The organism is Variovorax sp. JS1663, assembly GCF_002157355.1.
In the GTDB taxonomy this organism is placed as follows: Bacteria; Pseudomonadota; Gammaproteobacteria; order Burkholderiales; family Burkholderiaceae_C; genus Variovorax.
This window is the reverse complement of record NZ_LYMK01000044.1, coordinates 22,374-40,315: the sequence shown is the minus strand read 5'-3', so window position 1 is coordinate 40,315 and position 17,942 is coordinate 22,374. Positions and strand designations below refer to the sequence as shown.

The following is a 17,942-nucleotide window of genomic DNA, read 5'->3' as shown; positions in this document are numbered from 1 at the left end:
ACAAAGGAGGGCGCCATGAAGAGACGCATCTATTGGCTGATGCCCGACGCGGCCAGCGCCCGGCGGGTGATGCATGACCTGGTGCAGGCGCGTGTCGACGCCGCGCACATCCATTTCGCAGGCCCCGAGGGCGCGGACATGCGCGGGCTCCATGCGGCCAACGTCTGGCAGACCTCGGACCTCGTGCATGCCGCCAAGAGCGGCCTGGTGATCGGTGGCGCGGTGGGCGCGGTCGCCGGCCTGGTGGCGGCGCTGGCGTTTCCCATCACCGGCGACGCGCCGCAGTGGGAAGTCGCGGCGGCGCTGGCGGTGCTGGGCGGGCTGGTCGGCACCTGGTCCTCCAGCATGATCGGCATTTCCATTCCCAGTCCGCGGCTCGCGCGCTTCGAGAGCGCGATCTTGGCAGGCCAGATCCTGGTGATGGTCGACCTGCCGCCGGCGCGCGTGGCGGAGATCGAGGCCCTGTTCGAGCGCACCCACCCGGAAGCCCGCTTCGCCGGCGAGGAGCGGATGGTTCCGGCCTTCCCCTGAGTTCTGAATCCGCATGAGCGGCGAATCGACGAAGGAGGCCGCAGATGATCATGGCAGCCGTGCTGGCGCTCATCGTCGTCGCCTCGGTGCTTTTCCATTTCATCAACCCATGGTGGTTCACGCCGCTGGCGTCCAACTGGAAGTCGATGGACGACACCATCACCATCACGCTGGTGATCACGGGCATCTTCTTCGTCGCGATCAACCTGTTCCTGGTCTACACGCTGGTGCGCTATCGGCATCGGGAGGGCCGGCGCGCGGCCCATGAGCCGCACGGCCGCTCCGAAAGCGAATACCGCAGCCAAAAGCGAAGGTACCTCAGTGAGCCGGAGAACAAGCGGCTGGAGCGCTGGCTGATCGGCATCAGCACCGTCGGCATCATGGCGCTGCTGGCCCCGGGCCTGGTGGTCTACGCCAGCTACGTGAAGGCGCCGCCCGATGCGCTGACGATCGAGGTGCTGGGCCAGCAATGGCAGTGGCGCTTCCGCATGCCCGGCGCGGACAACAAGCTGGGCCTGACCGAGACGCGCTTCGTCACGCCCACCAACCCCTTCGGCCTGGATCCGGCCGATCCGGCGGGGCAGGACGACATCCTCGTTTCCGACCAGGAGATCCACATCCCGCTGGGCCGCCCGGTGCACATGATGCTGCGCTCGCACGACGTGCTGCACGACTTCTTCGCGCCCAACTTCCGCGCCCGCATGAACATGGTGCCGGGCCAGATCAGCACCTTCTGGTTCACGCCCACCGTGGCCGGCCGCTTCGAGGCGATGTGCTCGCAGCTGTGCGGCGTGGGCCATCCGAACATGCGGGCCCACGTGGTGGTGGAGGACGCGGCCGGCTACCAGGCCTGGCTCAAGGGCCTGGAGACCTTCGCGATGACGCAGAAGCCGCCCTCCAGCGAAGGCGGCGTGGTCGGCCAGGGTCGCGCACTGGCTGCTGCCAAGGGCTGCGTGGCGTGCCACAGCATCGACGGCAGCCCGCGCGTGGGCCCGAGCTGGAAAGGCCTGTACGGCAAGACCGAGAACATGCGCGACGGCTCCACCGCGCTGGTGGACGACGCCTATCTGGGCGCCTTCATCCGCGATCCGCAGGCCCGCGGCGTCAAGGGCTTCGCGCCGGTGATGCCGAAGATCCCATTGAGCGACGAAGAGGTGGCAGCGCTGGTGGCCTACATCAAGAATCTGGGCCCCGCCCCGCCGGCGGCCGCGACCGAGCAGAAGGCGCAGCGATGAGACCCCGCCCGGCCGCTCCGAAGGGGGCTCGTACCGCAGCCGCAGGCGAAGGTACTCCAATGGGCACGCGCCTCGTGGAATGAAGGAAAGTCCATGTCCAGCATCGTCGTCCCCGTCGCCCACCACGATGAACCGAGAAGCTTCTGGACCCGCTACGTCTGGAGCCAGGACCACAAGGTGATCGCGGTGCAGTACGCCTGCACCGCCATCGCGGTAGGCGTGATCGGCGTGGTGCTGTCCAACCTGATGCGGCTGCAGCTCGGCTTTCCCGGCGTCTTCCAGTTCATCACGCCCGAGCGCTACTACCAGTTCGTCACCATGCACGGGATGATCATGGTGATCTACCTGCTCACGGCGCTCTTCCTGGGCGGCTTCGGCAATTACCTGATCCCGTTGATGGTGGGGGCGCGCGACATGGTGTTCCCCTACATGAACATGCTGAGCTTCTGGGTCTATCTGCTCTCGGTGCTGGTGCTGATGGCGAGCTTCTTCGTCCCGGGCGGGCCCACCGGCGCGGGGTGGACGCTGTACCCGCCGCAGTCCATCCTGCCCGGCACGCCCGGGAGCGACGCCGGCATCGTGCTGATGCTGGTGTCGCTCCTGATCTTCATCGTCGCAACCACCATGGGCGGCCTGAACTACGTCACCACGGTGCTGCAGGCGCGCTGCCGGGGCATGACGCTGCTGCGCATGCCGCTGTCGGTGTGGGGCATCTTCGTGGCCACCATCCTGGCGCTGCTGGGCTTCCCGGCGCTCTTCGTCAGCGGCGTGATGCTGCTGCTGGACCGCGCGGTGGGCACCAGCTTCTTCATGCCGGCGCTGCTGTCGATGGGGCAGGCCACGCAGTACAAGGGTGGCAGCCCGCTGCTGTTCCAGCACCTGTTCTGGTTCTTCGGCCATCCCGAGGTCTACATCGTGGCGCTGCCGGCCTTCGGGCTGGTGTCGGACCTGATCAGCGTTCATGCGCGCAAGAGCATCTTCGGCTACCGCACGATGGTCTGGGCCATCGTGGCGATCGGGGGGCTGAGCCTGGTGGTGTGGGCGCACCACATGTTCGTCGCGGGCATGAACCCGTACTTCGCCTTCTTCTTCGCCACCACCACGCTGATCATCGCGGTGCCCACCGCGATCAAGGTCTACAACTGGCTGCTGACGCTGTGGCGCGGCGACATCCACCTGACGGTGCCGATGCTGTTCTCGCTGGCCTTCATCTCCACCTTCGTGATCGGCGGGCTGACCGGTCTGTGGCTCGGCAACGTGAGCGTGGACATTCCGCTGTCGGGCACCTACTTCGTGGTGGCGCACTTCCACATGGTGATGGGCGTGGCGCCGCTCCTGGTGGTGTTCGGCGGCATCTACCACTGGTACCCGAAGGTCACCGGCCGCATGCTGGACGACCGGCTGGGGCAGCTGCACTTCTGGATCACCTTCATCGGCACCTACGCGATCTACTTCCCCATGCACTACCTGGGCCTGCTGGGCATGCCGCGGCGCTACTACAATTTCGACCACTACCAGTTCATCCCTCCTTCGGCCTTCAGCCTGAACGCCTTCATCACCGTGGTGGCGCTGGCCGTCGGCGTGGCGCAGGTGCTGTTCCTCTTCAATCTGGCGTGGAGCGTGCGCCACGGCAAGCCGGCCGGCGGCAATCCGTGGCGCGCCGCCTCGCTGGAATGGCAGACACCGCAGACGCCGCCGGTGCACGGCAACTGGGGGCCGCAGCTGCCGGTGGTCCACCGGTGGGCCTACGCCTACGCGGTGCCGGGCGTGCGCGAGGACTTCATCGCGCAGAACGCACCGCCCGAGGCCGGCGGGCAGGAGCCCGAGGCGGACGGCAAGGAGGCCAGGGCATGAACGGCGGCGCCGCGCTGGCCGGCCGCTACGGCCGCTGGCCCGAACCGCGCGCGGCCGCGATCGCCGCCGGCATCGGGCTGTGGGTGTTCATGGGCGTGGCGACGGCGCTGTTCTCGCTGTTCCTCGTCGCCTACGTGATGCGCATGAGCGGCAGCGACGCGGTGCAGATCGCGCTGCCCTGGCAGCTGTGGCTCAGCTCGGCGCTGCTGGCCGCGGGCAGCGTGGCCCTGCAGCGCAGCGCCGCGGCGGCGCGCGGCCTGCTGCTGCGCGACACGCGCCGGTGGCTGCTGGCCGGCGGGCTCGGCGCGCTGGGCTTCCTGGCGGTGCAGTGGTGGGCCTGGGCGGTCCTGCTGGCCGCGCAGGTGATGCCGGCCGGCAACCCGGGCGGCAGCTTCTTCTACCTGCTGACGGCGGTGCACGGCCTGCACGTGGCCGGCGGCGTCGCCGCCTGGGCCTGGACCGCGCGCGCCGCCTGGCAGCCCGCGGCCGACCCGGCGAGCCTGGCCTGGCGCATCGCGCTGTGCGCGCGCTACTGGCACTTCCTGCTGGCGGTCTGGGTCGTGCTCTTCGCGGCGCTCGGCTGGCTCACGCCGGAAGTGGCGCGTTTCATCTGCGGAGTCTCCTCATGAACACAGCCGCCGTGCCTCCCATCGCCCCGCCCGTGCTGGCACCGCCCGCCGCGGCCGAGGGCTGGCGCGGACTGGTCGCCGACTGGTCCTCCGACCGCGAGGCCTTCAACGTCTCGTGGGGCAAGGCGATGATGTGGATCTTCCTTCTGAGCGACACCTTCATCTTCAGCTGCTTCCTGATCGGCTACATGACGGTGCGCGTCTCCACCACCGTCCCCTGGCCCAATCCGAGCGAGGTGTTCGCGCTGACCGTCGGCGGCGCGGAGGTGCCGCTCCTGCTGATCGCGATCATGACTTTCGTGCTGATCAGCAGCAGCGGCACGATGGCGATGGCGGTGAACTGCGCGTACCGCCACGACCGCGCCAACGCGGCCGCGCTGATCCTGGTGACCGCCATGTGCGGCGAGGTCTTCGTCGGCATGCAGGCCTTCGAGTGGTCCAAGCTGATCCTGGAGGAGGGCGTGCGGCCCTGGGGCAACCCGATGGGCGCGGCGCAGTTCGGCTCGGCCTTTTTCATGATCACCGGCTTCCACGGGCTGCACGTGTCCTGCGGGGTGGTGTACCTGCTGGTCGTCGCCTTCAAGCTGCTGCGCGGCGACTACGAGGCCAGCGGCAACTACCAGATCGTCGAGATCGCGGGCCTGTACTGGCACTTCGTGGACCTGGTGTGGGTCTTCATCTTCGCGTTGTTCTATCTCTGGTGAGGAGGGCGTCACCATGCATCCCGGCACCGGCCAGCAACATCCGATCAGCCTCTACCTCAAGATCTGGGGGCTGCTGTTCGTGCTCAGCGCAATGTCGTACCTGGTGGACTACCTGCACCTGCAGGGCCTGCTGCGCTGGGGGCTGATCCTCACCTTCATGCTGCTGAAGGCGGGGCTGATCGTGGCGGTCTTCATGCACATGGCCTGGGAGCGGCTGTCGCTGGTCTACGCGATCCTGGTGCCGCCGCTGGCGCTGCTGGTGTTCGTGGGGCTGATGGCGGCGGAGGCCGGGCACACGCTGTTGTCGCGGCTGCTGTTCTTTGGCTGAGGGCCGCAGGCCGCCAGCTCCCTCGAAAGGTGGATTCGCCACGAGGCGCCTGCCTCTAGAGTGGGGGCGTGCGTGATGCGCATGCCAACGAAAGCAAGGAGGTGGCTCATGGCAACGGACCTGTTGCGCGGCGTTGCCGCGGCGGTGCTGGCCCTGTTCACGGCGTGTCCTGCCCTCGCGCAGCCGCCGCGCCCGCACCTGGCGGCGACCAGCGCCGAGGAGCTCAAGCGCATCTATCTCGATTGCGATCGCGTCGCGAGCCGGACCGTGCTCGACTTCGCCGCCGCGGCGCATTGCTCGATGGTGGGAGAGGAGCTCAAGCACCGCGTCTTCGACGGCGACTTCGATCGCCTGATCGCGTGGTGGCGTGCGCAGAAGCCGCGGTCGGCCGACGCGGTCTCCGGTGCGCACACGCAGGAAGACGAGGTCCGGGCGCCGTAGGCCCGGGCCGGGCCGGCACTCCGGCCGAGCAGAGCGTGGACAATGGCTGCCGAACAAGATCCCGTCCATCCATGACCCAGGTCCTCGCCCCCGTGCTCAAGTTCGTCCTGGCCTGCGCGATCGGACTGGCTGGAGTTGCGATGTTCCAGGACCGCCTGCTCTACTTTCCCGCTTCGGCCACCGTGGCCGAGATGGCCTCCGGCGGCCTGGAGCCCTGGCCTTCGGCGCAGGACTTCCGCGCGCTGCTGGCGCAGCCGTCCGGGGCAGCACGCGGCACGGTGCTGGTTTTCCACGGCAATGCGGGGCATGCCGGCCATCGCCGCTACTACGCCGACATGCTCACGCGCGAGGGTTTTCGCGTGCTGCTGGCCGAATACCCCGGCTATGGCCCGCGCGGCGGCGAGATGGGCGAGCGCAGCATGGTCGAGGATGCGGGCGAGAGCATTGCGCAGGCCCATCGCGCGTTCGGAGCGCCGGTGGTGGTGATCGGCGAGTCGCTGGGGGCCGGCGTGGCAGCCGCGGCGGCGGCACAGCAGCGCGACGCGGTGGCCGGCCTGATGCTGATCACGCCCTGGGATCGGCTCGTGAGCGTGGCGTCATACCACTATCCCTGGCTGCCGGTGCGCTGGCTGCTGCGTGACCGCTACGACAGCGCCGGGAACCTGGCCGGCTTCGGCCGCCCGGTGCTGGTGGTGGTGGCGAGCCGCGACAACGTGGTGCCGGCGCGCCTGGGCCTGGCGCTGCACGAGGCGCTGGCCGCGCCCAAGCGCCTGGTGACGGTGGAGGCAGCCGGGCACAACGACTGGCCCGGGCTGGTCGATGCGCGCTGGTGGCAGGCGGCAATGGCGTTCATGCTCGGTCAGTCCTGAAAAGCCAGCGTCCACTGCGTGAGCGCGCCGATCGCGCACCACAGCAGCGGGATCGGCCACGCCAGCCACCACAGCACCTGCCCGAAGCGTGTACCCGCGGCAGGGCGCAGCGCCAGCAGCAAACCAGCCGTGCCGAGCGCGGTCGGATCAGGCGCCATCCCGAACAACTCGGCCTCGGTCCACGGGCGGCCGCGCAGCACCAGGCCGAGCCAGGGTTGAACGAGCACCGCGAAGCCCAGCAGCGCCAGGCCCAGCGTGCGCCGCGCGCGGTGTGCCCGCTCCCATTCGATGCACGCGGCCAGCAGCAGAAACAGGCCCTGGAGCGCGAAGCCCGCGGCGAACCAGGTCGCGGCCCAGTTGATGGCCGCATAGCGCTGCAGGTGGAAGGCCCAGGCCACCCAGCACCAGCAGGCCGCCAGCAGCAGGAAGATCGCGCGCCCGGCCGCGGCCGGCCGTCCCTTCGCCGGCAGCCACACCAGCGCGAGCCCGAGCGCCGCGGCGAAGAGCTGCGCCGGCCAGAGTTCCGCGTTGTAGAGCTCGAACAGCCGGTGATAGGTCTGCGCCGAGAAGAGGAGGAAGTCCGACGGCCGGTAGCTCCACCACGCCGACATTGCTCAGAGCGCCTGCAGGTGCGCCGCCATGCGCTCGCGCATCGCCGCGTCGGGCAGGGGGCCGAGCGCCGCGCCCATGTTCTGCTGCACGTGGGCCACGCTGCGGGTGGCCGGAATGGCGCAGGTCATGGCCGGATGCGAGATGATGAACTTGAGCACGAACTGCGCCCAGCCGTCGCAGCCGAGCTCGGCCGCCCAGGGTGGCAGCGGATGCGCCTTCAGCGCGCGCAGCAGTGCACCCTCCCGGAAGGGCCGGTTGGCGATCACCGCGATGCGCCGCTCGCGCGCCAGCGGCAGGATGCGCGACTCCACCTCGCGGTCCAGCGGGTTGTAGCTGACCTGCACGAAGTCGATCGGCTGACTGGCCATGATCGACTCGATCTCCTTGTGCCTGCGTCCCTCGGAGGTGGTGATGCCCACGTAGCGCAGCTGGCCGGCCGAGCGCATCGCGAACAGCGCCGGCAGATGCTGCTCCCAGGCGAGCAGGTTGTGCACCTGCAGCAGGTCGAAGCGCGGCACCCGCCAGAGCTGGCGCGACTCCTCGATCTGCCGCGCCCCACGCGTGCCGCTGCCGATCCAGACCTTGTCGGCCGCGAACACGCCCGCCGTGCGGTTGATGCGCGCCAGGCCCTCGCCGATGACCGACTGCGAGGAGCCATACATCGGGGAGGAGTCGATCATCCGCCCCCCGGCGTCGAAGAAGGCGCGCATCACCTCGGCGCAGTTGGCGCGCGCGGCCGGGTCATTGCCGACGTTGAAGGTGATCCAGCTGCCCAGCCCGATGGCCGGCACCAGCTCGCCGGTGGCGGGAATGGTGCGGGTGGCCGGCCCGCGTGGCCGCTGCTGCGGCTGGGCGTGGCCCGCCAGGGGCGGAAGGCCCGCCGCGAGCGCCAACAGGAACTCGCGGCGGGTCGGCGTGATGCGCTGACCTGCGGACATGCATGCTTCCCTCGGGAATGAGCCTGCATGGTCTCAAGGACGCGCCGCCGCCGCAAGCCCGTAGAGCCCCAGCGCCATCAGCACCACCGCGGAGAAGCCCAGGTGGATCGCCAGCAGCGTGGCCAGCACCGCCGCGACCACCGAGGCGCAGCCGTTGATGCCCCAGGCCCAGGGCACCAGCCGCGCATCGAGCGCCTCCACCCGGGCCAGCCCCAGCGGAAAGGGCATGCCCATGAAGAAAGCCAGCGGCGCGATCAGCCCGGCCGCGAGCGCGATGCGCGCCGCCTCCGGCAAGCCCATCGCATGGCGCAGCAGCAGCGGCAACAGGAGCAGGCACAGCAGCGCCGAGGCCACGATGGCCGCCACAACCCACCGAAGCGGCGGCCCGCGCGCCGCGGCGCGGCTGCCGATGCCGGCGAACAGCAGGAATGCGAACAGCACCACCGCGACCGCGTAGAGCGGATGGCCCAGGAACAGCACGAACTTCTGGATGAACGCCATCTCGACGAACATGAAGCCGAAGCCGATCGCCAGGAAGTAGAGGAGCACGCGGCCCCGCGCGCCGGGCGGTCCCGGGGCGGCGGCCCGGTGCCGCGTGATCCAGGCCAGCGGCAGCCCGATCAGCAGCAGGCTGGCGAGCACGGCCTGCAGCAGCGTGGCGGCCAGCACCGGGTAGCCCCATTCGATCAGCGGCAGGCCGCCGCGGCCCTTGAGCGCCAGCAGCTCCGGCAGCGAGCGCCACTTGAAGAAGTGGAAGAAGTGCGGCCGGTCGTCGGTGGCCGGGTCGATGTGGAACTTGTAGTCGCGCAGGAAGGCCTCGCGGCCCGGGCCCAGCAGCGCCGTGGCGCCGTCGAAGAGCGTGGGGCCCTCCACCTGGTTGTAGCGGTTCGCTTCCTCGGCCCGCATGCCCGGCAGGTAGCCGAGGTCGAAGGATCGGGCCTGGCAGAAGGCCCGCACCGCCGCGATCTCGCCGGCGTCGAAGACCCCGTTCTTCACCAGCAGGGTGCTGGTCTTCCAACTGCGGATCAGCACCAGCCGCGCGGCCGGGTCGGCCACGCCCGCGCGCTCCAGCGCCGTGATCGCCGCCGCGAACAGCTTGAGCATGTCGCGCGGCGGCAGCGTGGCCCAGCGCGTGATCGCCAGCAGGCCGCCGGGCCGCAGGCGGCGCAGCTGTTCCTGCAGCGACTCGACCGTGTAGAGGTAGTTCTCGGCCAGCGCATGCAATCCGGCCGAGGAGGCACTGAAGCCGTCGAGCAGCGCGACCTGGATCAGGTCGTAGCGCTCGCGGCCGGTGGCCAGGAAGGCGCGGGCCTCGGCCACGTGGGGCTGCGCGATGCCATCGTAGAGGCCGCCGCTGGCCTCGCCGAAGCGTTCGCGCACCAGCCTCACCACCTGCGGGTTGAGCTCCACCGCATCGATGCGCGCGGCGCCGTGGTAGTGGGCCTGCAGCACGTCCGCGCCCGCGCCTGCCCCCAGCACCAGCACCCGCGGGCGCTGCAGCAGGTGGTAGGGCAGGGCCGAGGCGAGTTGGTCCAGGTAGGCCAGGCTCTCGCGCCGCCCGTCGAAGCGGGCCAGCGCGTTCAGCCCTTCGCCGTCGGTGAACACGCCCCATTGCTGCGGCGGCCCGGCCGTGGCGTTGAGGCTCAGGCCCGGCGCATGGCGCAGCGGCACCTGGGGGCTCTCGATCACGCTGACCAGGCCCAGCGGGCTCGAGCGTTCCAGCACCACGTGCGTGCCCGGAACGCGCAGCGCCTGCACCAGCTCCTTGTACGGCGACATCGCGGGCGCCAGCCAGGCGGCGGGCAGCAGCAGTGTCGTGCCGGCGCCCGCGAGCAGCAGCATCGCCATCGGCCAGCGCCGCATGCTGCCACTCTCGGCCCAGGCGCAGGCCGCCGCCAGCCAGCCCAGCGCGGCCACCAGCTTCAGCGCCGACTGCGGCGACAGCACGAACAGCAGGCCCACCACGCCCAGGCTGCCGATGCCCGCACCCAGGATGTCGAAGCTGTAGATGCGCGCCTGCATGCCGCGAAAGCGCGCCAGCGCCAGGCACACGCAGGCGCCCGCGCAGAGAAAGGGCAGCGACAGCAGCAGGTACGTGCCCATCAGCCACACCGGCTGCCACGGGTCCCACAGCAGCTCCAGCGGATTGAAGGGCAGGTGCTGGGAGAGCAGGAAGCACAGCGCCGCGCCGACGCCGAAGGCCGCCGCGAAGGCGCAGAAGAGCGGCGCGAAATGACGCTCGATCGCCCGCGGCGCCAGCGTCAGCAGCGCACCGCTGGCGCCGTAGCCCAGCAGCGCCAGGCTGATGATCATCGCGGCGAAGTGGTGCCACAGGCCGATCGAGAAGAGCCGCATCAGCAGGATCTCGTAGGCCAGCGCGGCGGCTGACACGAGCGCGACCGCGAGCACCGGCGTGCGGTGCATCAGCGGCCGCCGCCGGTCAGCGGCACGAAGACCACCGGCAGGATCTGGCGCGTCGAGACCGTGCCGTCGGCGTTCTTCTCCACCAGCATCAGCTGCTGGACCATGAAGGCCGCGCCCACCGGGATCACCATGCGCCCGCCGGGCTTGAGCTGCCGCACCAGTGGCGGCGGGATGTGGCTGGCGGCGGCGGTGACGAGGATGGCGTCGTAGGGCGCGTGTTCCTCCCAGCCGTGGTAGCCGTCGCCCAGGCGCACGGTCACGTTGGCGTAGCCCAGCGCCTGCAGACGCTCGCGCGCCGCATGGCCCAGCGGCTCGATGATCTCGATGCTGTAGACCGCGCGCACCAGCTGCGCCATCACGGCCGCCTGGTAGCCGGAGCCGGTGCCGATCTCGAGCACCTTGTGCTCGGGCTGCGCCTGCGCCAGCTCGGTCATCAGCGCGACGATGTAGGGCTGGGAGATGGTCTGGCCATGGCCGATCGGCAACGGCCGGTTCTGGTAGGCGTGGGGCTGCTGGTCGGGCGGCACGAAGGCATGACGGGGCACCTGCTCCAGGGCGGCTGCCACGCGCGGCGACAGGCCCGGCCGGCCGCTCGCGCCGCCGGCCTCCCGCATCTGCGAGGCGAGCACCTGCATCAGGCGCTGGCGTTCGTCGGCGCGATCGTCGGAGGCCGCGGCCGGCGCGGCGGTCAGGGCGCCGGCAAGGAGGGCGCCGGCAGCGAGGCGGACGGCGGAGGTGGGCATCGACTTCGATTCGGCGGCGCGGCCAGCGCTGACCAAAGCTGCGGATCTCGCCCATCATGGACGCGCTGGCGCATGCAGTCCAGCCTGGCGCCGATGCCCCTGGCGCCGAGGCGGCCGGCTAGGTGTCGTCCATCAGGTTGCACTGCCCCTGGCTTCTCAGGTTGAGGCGATAGTTCGTCTTGGTGCCCGTGTCGTACATCTTGAAGGTGGCCCAGTGGCCTCCTGCGCTGCGGCAACTCTGCGCACTGGCGTTCTGGGCCTGGAAGCTGAAGCCCCGCTCGGTCACGCACAGCGGCGCCCGCCCCCCTTGCAGCACGTTGTCGAAGCCCGATCGGGTGGCCAGGAAGAAGATCTCGGTGGCCCGCAAGTCGGCATGAAGGATGGACCGGCAGGTGCAGCCGCGAACCTTGTACCAACCCTTCGACGTGGTCTCCGAGGTGCCGGCGAAATCCACCCCGATGGCGACGTCCACCGGGGACGTCGTTCGGTTGCAGAACGAGATGGCCCTGTCGAACGCGTGAACGGCTGTGCTGCCCAGGCTGAGCGAAGTGCACAGGACGAATGATTCCAGGCGGCGTTTCCACATGTTCGTCTCCCTGTTGATGGCGTTCGCCTGCGGCGCGCCTGAACGCTATTGGATTCTCGATCGATGCGGTCGGCGTCCTCCGGAAAGAGGAGGCCGGCGCCGGGAATCAGGGCCGCAGCGCCTGCGTCAAGTCCATCAGCGACGCCAGCCCGCTCGCGAAGCGCGGCCCGAGAAAGGCGCCCAGCTGCGGCATCAGGAGCTGCAGCATCCCGATCCCTGCCAGCAGCGTGAGCGGAAAGCCCACCGCGAAGATGCTGAACTGCGGCGAGGCGCGGTTGAGGATGCCCATGGCGAGGTTGAGCGTGAGCAGCGCGGTGATCAGCGGCAGCGCCAGCATGAAGCCGGTGGCGAAGATCTGCGCACCGCCGTGCACCAGCAGCAGCCATCCCTGCGCCGCCAGCGGCGCGTCGGCGATGGGCAGCGCCTGGAAGCTCTGCGCCAGGGCGGTGACCAGCAGCAGGTGCCCGTCCACCGCGAGGAAGATCAGCATCGCCAGCATGTGCAGCAGCCGTGCCACCACCATGGTGGCGCCTCCGCTCATCGGGTCGAAGAAGGAAGCGAAGGACAGGCCCATCTGCAGGCCCACGTACTCGCCCGCCGCCAGCACGGCGGCGAAGACCATGCGCATCGCGAAGCCCATGGCCGCGCCGATCAGCACCTGCTGCACCACGATCCACACGCCGCCGATCGACACCACCGGCACCTGCGGCATGGGTGGCAGCGTGGGCGCCAGCGCGATGGCCAGCAGGGCCGCGAGCGCGACCTTGACGCGGCGCGACACGGTGGGTTCGCCGAAGATGGGCGCGGTGCCGATCAGCGCCAGCATGCGCACGAAGGGCCAGAGGAAGGCCACCATCCAGGCGTTCAGCTCCGCCGAGGTGACGGAGAGGACGGATGGGGTCACGAAACCAGTTGGGGAATGCTCGAGAACAGCGTGCGGATGTAGTCCAGCATCTGCCCCAGCATCCACGGCCCGGCGATCACCAGCACCGCGAACACGGCCAGCAGCTTGGGGATGAAGGAGAGCGTGGCCTCGTTGATCTGCGTGGCCGCCTGGAAGATGCTGATCACCAGGCCCACCACGAGCGCCACCAGCAGCAGCGGCGCGCCGAGCAGCAGCGAGACGTGGATGGCCTGGCTGCCGATGGACATGACCGATTCGGGTGTCATGGGTCGATTCCTATGTGTAGAAGCTCTGTGCCAGGGCGCCGATCAGCAACTGCCAGCCGTCGGCCATGACGAACAGCATCAGCTTGAAGGGCAGCGCGATGGAAGCCGGCGGCACCATCATCATCCCCATCGACATCAGCACGCTGGCCACCACGAGGTCGATGATCAGGAAAGGGATGAAGATGGTGAAGCCGATCTGGAAGGCGGTCTTCAGCTCGCTGATGACGAAGGAGGGCAGCAGGATGCGCAGCGGCACGTCCTCGGGGCCTTCCATGGCGGGCGCCTTGGCCAGCTTCGCGAAGAGCGCGAGGTCGTTCTCGCGCGTCTGCTTGAGCATGAATGTCTTGAAGGGCGCGACGCCGCGCTCCAGCGCGCGCTCGGCGCTGATCTTGTTTTCGGACAGGGGCTTGTAGGCTTCGTCGTAGGCCTTGTCGAAGACCGGCGACATCACGAAGAAGGTGAGGAAGAGCGACAGGCCGACCAGGATCTGGTTGGGCGGCGAGGACTGCGTGCCCAGCGCGGTGCGCAGCAGGCCCAGCACGATCAGGACGCGCGTGAAGCTGGTCATGGACAGCAGCAGCGCGGGCAGGAAGGTGATCGAGGTCAGCAGCACCAGCGTCTGCACGCTGAGCGACCAGGTCTGGCTGCCGCCGGGGCCGGGCGTGCTGGTCAGGCCGGGCAGGCCCTGGGCCAGGGCGAGCACGGGCAGGCCGAGCGCGAGCGCCGCGAGCCCCGCGCCGCGCAGGTGTCGGAAGAAGGCGTGCCGCATCAGGCGCCCGGCTTCGGCTGGATGCCGAGGGACTCGCGCAGCTTCTGCGCGAACAGCTCGGCGGTCCTGGCGCCGCCGATGCCGTGGGAGGGCGGGGCGGAGGCCTCGGGCACGGTCTGCGCAGGCAGGGTGTGCAACGCGTTGACCTGGCTCGCGGTAACGCCCAGCACCAGCCAGGTCTGGCCGACTTCGACCACCACCACGCGCTCGCGCTGGCCCACCATCGCGCTGCCGAGCACCTTCAGCAGCGGGCTGCTGCCCAGGCGCGGCAGGCCGAAGCGCCGCGCCAGCCAGGCGCACAGGAAGATCAGGCCCAGCACCAGCGCCATGCCCAGGCCGGCCTGCATCAGGCCGCCGGCGCCGACGGCCGGCGCGGCCGGCTCGGGCGCGGGCACGGTCGGCAGGGCGGCGTGCGCGCAGGTGGCCATGACGGCCAAGGCCGTCAGGAATGCGACGGCAGCCGTGGGAACGCGCGACAGTTTCATGAACGGCTGAGCTTCTGCATGCGCTCGGAGGGCGTGACGATGTCGGTCAGGCGGATGCCGTACTTCTCGTTCACCACCACCACTTCGCCCTGCGCGATCAGGTAGCCGTTGATCAGCACGTCCAGCGGCTGGCCGGCCAGGGCGTCGAGCTCCACCACCGAGCCCTGCGACAGCTGCAGCAGGTTCTTGATGGTGATGCGCGTGCGGCCGATCTCGGCCATCAGCTGCACCGGCACGTCGAGGATGCGCTCGATCTCCACGGAGGTGCTCACGCTGGCGGGCGCGCCCTGCAGCGGCTGGAAGACCTGGGCGCCGGCCGGCGAGGCGGCGGCCATGGCGGGCGCCGTCGCCTGCTGGGGCGCTGCGGGCGGGGGCGCGGCGGCCGCGGTCTGCTCGGCCAGGGCAGCGGCCCAGTCGTCCATGTCGCCGCCGGAAGAAGTGTTGTCAGTCATGGTCGCTCTTCGATTCGCTGTCTTGGTGGGAGATCATCTGTTGCACGCGCAGCGCGTAGCGCTCGTTGGAGACGCCGTAGCCGCACTCCATCACCGGCACGCCGTCGACGCGCGCCGTCACGGTCTCGGGCAGTTCGATGGGCAGCACGTCGCCGACCGAGAGGCGCATCAGCTCGCCGATGGTGGTGGGGATGGTGACGAAGTCGGCGCTGAGCTCGACGTCGGCGCTCTGCATCTGCTGCGACATCTGCTTGACCCAGCGCTTGTCGATCTCGATCTCGTCCTGGACCGGGTTCGAGAGCAGGTCGCGGATCGGCTCGATCATCGAGTAGGGGATGCACACGTGCAGGAAGCCGCCCACCGGGCCGAACTCGATCTGCAGCGTGGTGGTGATCACCACCTCGTTGGGCGCCACGATGTTGGCGAGCTTGCCGTGCATCTCGGCGCGGATGTAGTCGAAGGCCAGGGGGAACACCGGCTGCCACGCATCGCCGTAGCACTGCAGGCTGATGTTGAGCAGACGCTTGATGATGCGCTGCTCGGTGCGGGTGAAGTCGCGGCCTTCCACGCGCACGTGGTAGCGGCCGTCGCTGCCGAACAGGTTGTCGACCACCAGGAACACCAGCTTCGGGTCGAACACGACCAGCGCCGTGCCGCGCAGCGGCTTCAGGTGCAGCATGTTGATGTTGGTGGGCACCGGCAGGTGGCGCACGAATTCGCCGTACTGCTGGATCTGGATCGGCTCGACCGAGATGTCCGGGCTGCGGCGCATGAAGTTCAGCAGCGCGCTGCGCAGGTTGCGCGCGAAGCGGTCGTTGATGACCTCCAGCGTGTGCATGCGCCCGCGCACCACGCGGTCGGGCGCGCCGAGGTCGTACACCGGCAGGCCGTCGGCCTGCTTCTCGGGGGCGCGGCGCTGGTCGACCTCGCCGCCGGTGACGCCCGACAGCAGGGCATCGACCTCGTCCTGCGAGAGCACCTGTTCATAGGCCATGTGTCAGCCTGCCCCGCTCACTGCACCACGAAGGTGTTGAAGGACACGCTGGCGATGGCCTGCGGCGCCGCGCTGGGCGACAGCGGCCGGTTCAGCTCGGCGCGGATCTCCTCGGCCAGCTTCGCCTTGTCCTGGGTGGACAGCAGGGTCTCTGGCTGGCGGTTCGACAGCAGCAGCAGCAGGCGGCCGCGCAGCTCGGGCATGAATTCGACCAGCTGCGCCTTGGCCTGCTCGTCGTTGACCTTGAGCGACATGCCGATGTGCAGGAAGCGGCTGCGGCCCTCGGACTGCACGTTGACGGTCAGCGGCTCGAGGGTCACGAAGATGGGCTTGGCCGCAGGCACCGGCTTCGGCGCCTCGGTCGCATGCGACTCCTGGGCGAACAGACTGCTGCGGCTCAGGGCGTAGCCGCCGCCGGCGAGCGCGCCCACGGTGGTGACGCACAGCAGGGCGATCAGCAGCTTCGGGGAACGCGGGGCCGCGGAGGCGGCGGGAGAAACGGTGGAAGTGGCCATGGTTCAGCGTTGGTACGGTTGTTATTTTTCAGCGAGCAGCCGCTGGGCGAAGCCCCGATCAAGCGGGGGAAAGGGCCTCAGATCGCGCGTTGGCTTCGGCTTCCTTTTTTGTCCAACCACGCTTGGCGTAACCCGCGGCGGATGAATTCGCGCGCGCCGGGCGTGGAACACCGCGGAACCGGCTTTGCCGGGCCGCTGGTGTTGCCCCCGGCGAGGGGGTTGGCGGACCACACGAAGTGGGAAAGCCTGGGGGAGAGCGTCATCTCAGGCGAAGGTGTCGACGCCGCTGGTGCGCGAGGCGGCCGCAGCGCGTGCGGGCAGTGGCGCCGCGGGCGCATCGGTGCTGCGGGCCTCGCCCGGATAGGCGTGCGCGGCACCCGGCGAGGGCTGGCGCTGCTCCTGCTGCTGTGCGAAGCCGCCGCTCATGCCGGCCCACGGGCGCGACTCGGCGCCGACCGAGGTCTGGCCCAGGCTGATGCCCTGTTCGGCCAGGGTGCTGCGCAGCTGCGGCAGTGCGGCCTCGACCGCCTTGCGCACCGACTCGTGGGCCGAGACGAACATGGCCTGGACCTGGTTGTCGCCGACGCCGAGCGTGATCTTGAGCGGGCCGAGGCCGGCCGGGTTGAGGCTGAGCTCCGCCACCTGCTGGCCACCCGTGCGCATGCGCAGCATCTGGTGGCCCAGCGCCGGGGCCCATTCGGGCGTGCCGACGGGCGGGGCGAGCGTCTGTGCGGCGGCGGCCGGGGGCGCTGCCGGGGCGCGGTCGAGCGCGGGCTGCATCGGGCTTGCGCCGGTGAGCACAGCAGGGGTGGCCGGGGTCTGCGCGTCGGATGGTTGCGTGGCGGTGGCGGAAGCCGGCGTGGCGGGCTGTGCCGCGTCGAGCGCGGGCGCGGCTTCGGGGCCGGCCTGGGTCTGCACGGTGTCGGTGGGCTTGATCGAGGCGGCGGTGTCGCCGGCCGCCGAGGCGGGCCGCATGGCTTGCGCGGCGGTCGGGGGCGACGGGGTGGATGCTGATGCGGCAGATGCCGCGGGTTGTGGTGTCGCGCCACCCTTCTTCGCGATCGGTTGCGCAAGCGACAGCGCCGCGGCCGCAACCTCTCGTTCGGCGCCTGCATCGGTCTCCGGCATGGCAGGCGCGCTCGCGTCGACAGGTGCCTTGGACTGGGCGGAAGCTGCGTCGGCCATGGGCGGCAGCGCGTCCGCGGATGGGTCTGCAGCCGTGCCTGCAGTCTGCGCTGTGGCCGACTCGGTGGCGGTGAGCGCTGCGCCAGCCGAAGAGGGCAGCGCTGTCGCGGGCGCCGCCTTCATGGCAGCGCCGGCCCTGCCGGCCGCGGCTGCTGCGGCCGCGGAAGGCCCATGGGCCTGGATCTGTGGCGCGAACAGGGCGATGGTCAGCAGCTCGGAGCCGGGCTCCTCTTTCCGGCCCGGTCCGCGGCCGGGCTTCTGCGGCGTGGCGGCCGTCTCGCCCTGGCGGGTCTCGGCGCTGTCCTGCGACCGGCGCGCGCCGGCGCGCGAGCGCTCCAGCACGGCGCCGAAGCTGCGTCCGTCGTCGTCGCCGGCAGGGCGGCCGCGCGGGCCGGCCTGCGCGGCCGGCTGCGGCGTGGCCGCGGTGACGGCGGAGGGAATGAAGGTGGGCATGGGCAGGTCCTCGGGGGAGGGGAAG

Annotated in this window: 21 protein-coding genes; 8 read left to right on the top strand and 13 right to left on the bottom strand. The window is 70.2% G+C overall.

The features are described 5' to 3' along the window. The first annotated feature begins 15 nt into the window (after positions 1 to 15). The 8 genes from A8M77_RS27830 (at position 16) to A8M77_RS27795 (ending at position 6,591) form a co-directional block, all read left to right on the top strand. Positions 16 to 531: a DUF1269 domain-containing protein gene (locus A8M77_RS27830; protein WP_086924702.1), complete on the top strand. Its 516-nt coding sequence runs from the start codon at positions 16 to 18 to the stop codon at positions 529 to 531. 44 nt (positions 532 to 575) lie between these two features. After that, a complete protein-coding gene (locus A8M77_RS27825; RefSeq protein ID WP_086924701.1) occupies positions 576 to 1,766 on the top strand; it encodes a cytochrome c oxidase subunit II in 1,191 nt (396 codons plus the stop codon). A gap of 93 nt (positions 1,767 to 1,859) precedes the next feature. Then, on the top strand, positions 1,860 to 3,620 hold the full coding sequence (locus A8M77_RS27820) for a cytochrome c oxidase subunit I (RefSeq protein ID WP_086924700.1): 1,761 nt from the start codon (positions 1,860 to 1,862) through the stop codon (positions 3,618 to 3,620). Then, positions 3,617 to 4,249 carry a bb3-type cytochrome oxidase subunit III gene (locus tag A8M77_RS27815; protein WP_086924699.1) on the top strand — a complete coding sequence of 211 codons (633 nt, stop codon included), beginning with the start codon at positions 3,617 to 3,619 and terminating at the stop codon, positions 4,247 to 4,249. The genes A8M77_RS27820 and A8M77_RS27815 overlap by 4 nt, the downstream gene beginning before the upstream one ends. Then, complete coding sequence (locus A8M77_RS27810) at positions 4,246 to 4,953, top strand: heme-copper oxidase subunit III family protein (protein WP_086924698.1); 708 nt, start codon at positions 4,246 to 4,248, stop codon at positions 4,951 to 4,953. The genes A8M77_RS27815 and A8M77_RS27810 overlap by 4 nt, the downstream gene beginning before the upstream one ends. 13 nt (positions 4,954 to 4,966) lie before the next feature. Further along, the gene (locus tag A8M77_RS27805) at positions 4,967 to 5,281 is read left to right on the top strand and encodes a cytochrome C oxidase subunit IV family protein (RefSeq protein ID WP_086924697.1); all 315 of its coding nucleotides are present in this window, start codon (positions 4,967 to 4,969) and stop codon (positions 5,279 to 5,281) included. Positions 5,282 to 5,389: 108 nt separating this feature from the next. After that, positions 5,390 to 5,722 carry a hypothetical protein gene (locus tag A8M77_RS27800; RefSeq protein ID WP_238136997.1) on the top strand — a complete coding sequence of 111 codons (333 nt, stop codon included), beginning with the start codon at positions 5,390 to 5,392 and terminating at the stop codon, positions 5,720 to 5,722. Between the two features lie 71 nt (positions 5,723 to 5,793). Next, on the top strand, positions 5,794 to 6,591 hold the full coding sequence (locus tag A8M77_RS27795) for an alpha/beta hydrolase (protein ID WP_143694780.1): 798 nt from the start codon (positions 5,794 to 5,796) through the stop codon (positions 6,589 to 6,591). Here the strand turns inward: A8M77_RS27795 and A8M77_RS27790 are convergent. The 13 genes from A8M77_RS27790 to A8M77_RS27730 form a co-directional block, all read right to left on the bottom strand. Beyond that, positions 6,582 to 7,202 (bottom strand): DUF6064 family protein, encoded by a 621-nt coding sequence (locus tag A8M77_RS27790; protein ID WP_086924696.1) that lies wholly within the window; start codon positions 7,200 to 7,202, stop codon positions 6,582 to 6,584. The two genes, A8M77_RS27795 and A8M77_RS27790, sit on opposite strands and share 10 nt — an antisense overlap. 3 nt (positions 7,203 to 7,205) lie before the next feature. Continuing rightward, the gene (locus A8M77_RS27785; RefSeq protein WP_086924695.1) at positions 7,206 to 8,141 is read right to left on the bottom strand and encodes an aldo/keto reductase; all 936 of its coding nucleotides are present in this window, start codon (positions 8,139 to 8,141) and stop codon (positions 7,206 to 7,208) included. A 33-nt stretch (positions 8,142 to 8,174) separates the two neighbouring features. Next, complete coding sequence (locus A8M77_RS27780; protein ID WP_086924694.1) at positions 8,175 to 10,565, bottom strand: SAM-dependent methyltransferase; 2,391 nt, start codon at positions 10,563 to 10,565, stop codon at positions 8,175 to 8,177. Further along, entirely contained in the window at positions 10,565 to 11,308 is a 744-nt protein-coding gene (locus A8M77_RS27775) for a protein-L-isoaspartate(D-aspartate) O-methyltransferase (protein ID WP_086924723.1), read from the bottom strand. The genes A8M77_RS27780 and A8M77_RS27775 overlap by 1 nt, the downstream gene beginning before the upstream one ends. Before the next feature lie 118 nt (positions 11,309 to 11,426). Beyond that, a complete protein-coding gene (locus A8M77_RS27770; RefSeq protein WP_086924693.1) occupies positions 11,427 to 11,894 on the bottom strand; it encodes a DUF1036 domain-containing protein in 468 nt (155 codons plus the stop codon). Between the two features lie 106 nt (positions 11,895 to 12,000). Next, positions 12,001 to 12,750, bottom strand: coding sequence for a flagellar biosynthetic protein FliR (fliR, locus tag A8M77_RS27765; RefSeq protein WP_086924692.1), 750 nt, complete (start codon positions 12,748 to 12,750; stop codon positions 12,001 to 12,003). Positions 12,751 to 12,794: 44 nt separating this feature from the next. After that, positions 12,795 to 13,064: a flagellar biosynthesis protein FliQ gene (gene fliQ / locus A8M77_RS27760; RefSeq protein WP_086924691.1), complete on the bottom strand. Its 270-nt coding sequence runs from the start codon at positions 13,062 to 13,064 to the stop codon at positions 12,795 to 12,797. A gap of 10 nt (positions 13,065 to 13,074) precedes the next feature. Beyond that, positions 13,075 to 13,833, bottom strand: a complete 759-nt coding sequence (gene fliP / locus A8M77_RS27755; protein WP_143694779.1) for a flagellar type III secretion system pore protein FliP — start codon at positions 13,831 to 13,833, stop codon at positions 13,075 to 13,077. Continuing rightward, positions 13,833 to 14,318 (bottom strand): flagellar biosynthetic protein FliO, encoded by a 486-nt coding sequence (fliO, locus tag A8M77_RS27750; protein ID WP_238136996.1) that lies wholly within the window; start codon positions 14,316 to 14,318, stop codon positions 13,833 to 13,835. The genes fliP and fliO overlap by 1 nt, the downstream gene beginning before the upstream one ends. Then, positions 14,315 to 14,770 (bottom strand): flagellar motor switch protein FliN, encoded by a 456-nt coding sequence (gene fliN / locus A8M77_RS27745; RefSeq protein WP_086924690.1) that lies wholly within the window; start codon positions 14,768 to 14,770, stop codon positions 14,315 to 14,317. The genes fliO and fliN overlap by 4 nt, the downstream gene beginning before the upstream one ends. Further along, positions 14,763 to 15,764, bottom strand: a complete 1,002-nt coding sequence (gene fliM, locus A8M77_RS27740) for a flagellar motor switch protein FliM (protein ID WP_086924689.1) — start codon at positions 15,762 to 15,764, stop codon at positions 14,763 to 14,765. Before fliM ends, fliN begins: the two co-directional genes overlap by 8 nt. Positions 15,765 to 15,781: 17 nt before the next feature. After that, complete coding sequence (gene fliL / locus A8M77_RS27735; protein WP_086924688.1) at positions 15,782 to 16,279, bottom strand: flagellar basal body-associated protein FliL; 498 nt, start codon at positions 16,277 to 16,279, stop codon at positions 15,782 to 15,784. Between the two features lie 264 nt (positions 16,280 to 16,543). Then, a complete protein-coding gene (locus A8M77_RS27730) occupies positions 16,544 to 17,917 on the bottom strand; it encodes a flagellar hook-length control protein FliK (RefSeq protein WP_086924687.1) in 1,374 nt (457 codons plus the stop codon). Positions 17,918 to 17,942 lie beyond the last annotated feature (25 nt).

Coding starts and splice junctions, on each gene's coding strand:
- A8M77_RS27805 (WP_086924697.1), top strand. CDS start 4,967: ATGCATCCCGGCACCGGCCAGCAACATCCGATCAGCCTCTACCTCAAG.
- A8M77_RS27730 (WP_086924687.1), bottom strand. CDS start 17,917: ATGCCCACCTTCATTCCCTCCGCCGTCACCGCGGCCACGCCGCAGCCG.
- fliL (WP_086924688.1), bottom strand. CDS start 16,279: ATGGCCACTTCCACCGTTTCTCCCGCCGCCTCCGCGGCCCCGCGTTCC.
- A8M77_RS27830 (WP_086924702.1), top strand. CDS start 16: ATGAAGAGACGCATCTATTGGCTGATGCCCGACGCGGCCAGCGCCCGG.
- A8M77_RS27775 (WP_086924723.1), bottom strand. CDS start 11,308: ATGCCCACCTCCGCCGTCCGCCTCGCTGCCGGCGCCCTCCTTGCCGGC.
- A8M77_RS27785 (WP_086924695.1), bottom strand. CDS start 8,141: ATGTCCGCAGGTCAGCGCATCACGCCGACCCGCCGCGAGTTCCTGTTG.
- fliM (WP_086924689.1), bottom strand. CDS start 15,764: ATGGCCTATGAACAGGTGCTCTCGCAGGACGAGGTCGATGCCCTGCTG.
- A8M77_RS27795 (WP_143694780.1), top strand. CDS start 5,794: ATGACCCAGGTCCTCGCCCCCGTGCTCAAGTTCGTCCTGGCCTGCGCG.
- A8M77_RS27780 (WP_086924694.1), bottom strand. CDS start 10,565: ATGCACCGCACGCCGGTGCTCGCGGTCGCGCTCGTGTCAGCCGCCGCG.
- A8M77_RS27810 (WP_086924698.1), top strand. CDS start 4,246: ATGAACACAGCCGCCGTGCCTCCCATCGCCCCGCCCGTGCTGGCACCG.
- fliQ (WP_086924691.1), bottom strand. CDS start 13,064: ATGACACCCGAATCGGTCATGTCCATCGGCAGCCAGGCCATCCACGTC.
- fliR (WP_086924692.1), bottom strand. CDS start 12,750: ATGGTGGCCTTCCTCTGGCCCTTCGTGCGCATGCTGGCGCTGATCGGC.
- A8M77_RS27825 (WP_086924701.1), top strand. CDS start 576: ATGATCATGGCAGCCGTGCTGGCGCTCATCGTCGTCGCCTCGGTGCTT.
- A8M77_RS27815 (WP_086924699.1), top strand. CDS start 3,617: ATGAACGGCGGCGCCGCGCTGGCCGGCCGCTACGGCCGCTGGCCCGAA.
- A8M77_RS27800 (WP_238136997.1), top strand. CDS start 5,390: ATGGCAACGGACCTGTTGCGCGGCGTTGCCGCGGCGGTGCTGGCCCTG.
- fliP (WP_143694779.1), bottom strand. CDS start 13,833: ATGCGGCACGCCTTCTTCCGACACCTGCGCGGCGCGGGGCTCGCGGCG.
- A8M77_RS27790 (WP_086924696.1), bottom strand. CDS start 7,202: ATGTCGGCGTGGTGGAGCTACCGGCCGTCGGACTTCCTCCTCTTCTCG.
- fliO (WP_238136996.1), bottom strand. CDS start 14,318: ATGAAACTGTCGCGCGTTCCCACGGCTGCCGTCGCATTCCTGACGGCC.
- fliN (WP_086924690.1), bottom strand. CDS start 14,770: ATGACTGACAACACTTCTTCCGGCGGCGACATGGACGACTGGGCCGCT.
- A8M77_RS27820 (WP_086924700.1), top strand. CDS start 1,860: ATGTCCAGCATCGTCGTCCCCGTCGCCCACCACGATGAACCGAGAAGC.
- A8M77_RS27770 (WP_086924693.1), bottom strand. CDS start 11,894: ATGTGGAAACGCCGCCTGGAATCATTCGTCCTGTGCACTTCGCTCAGC.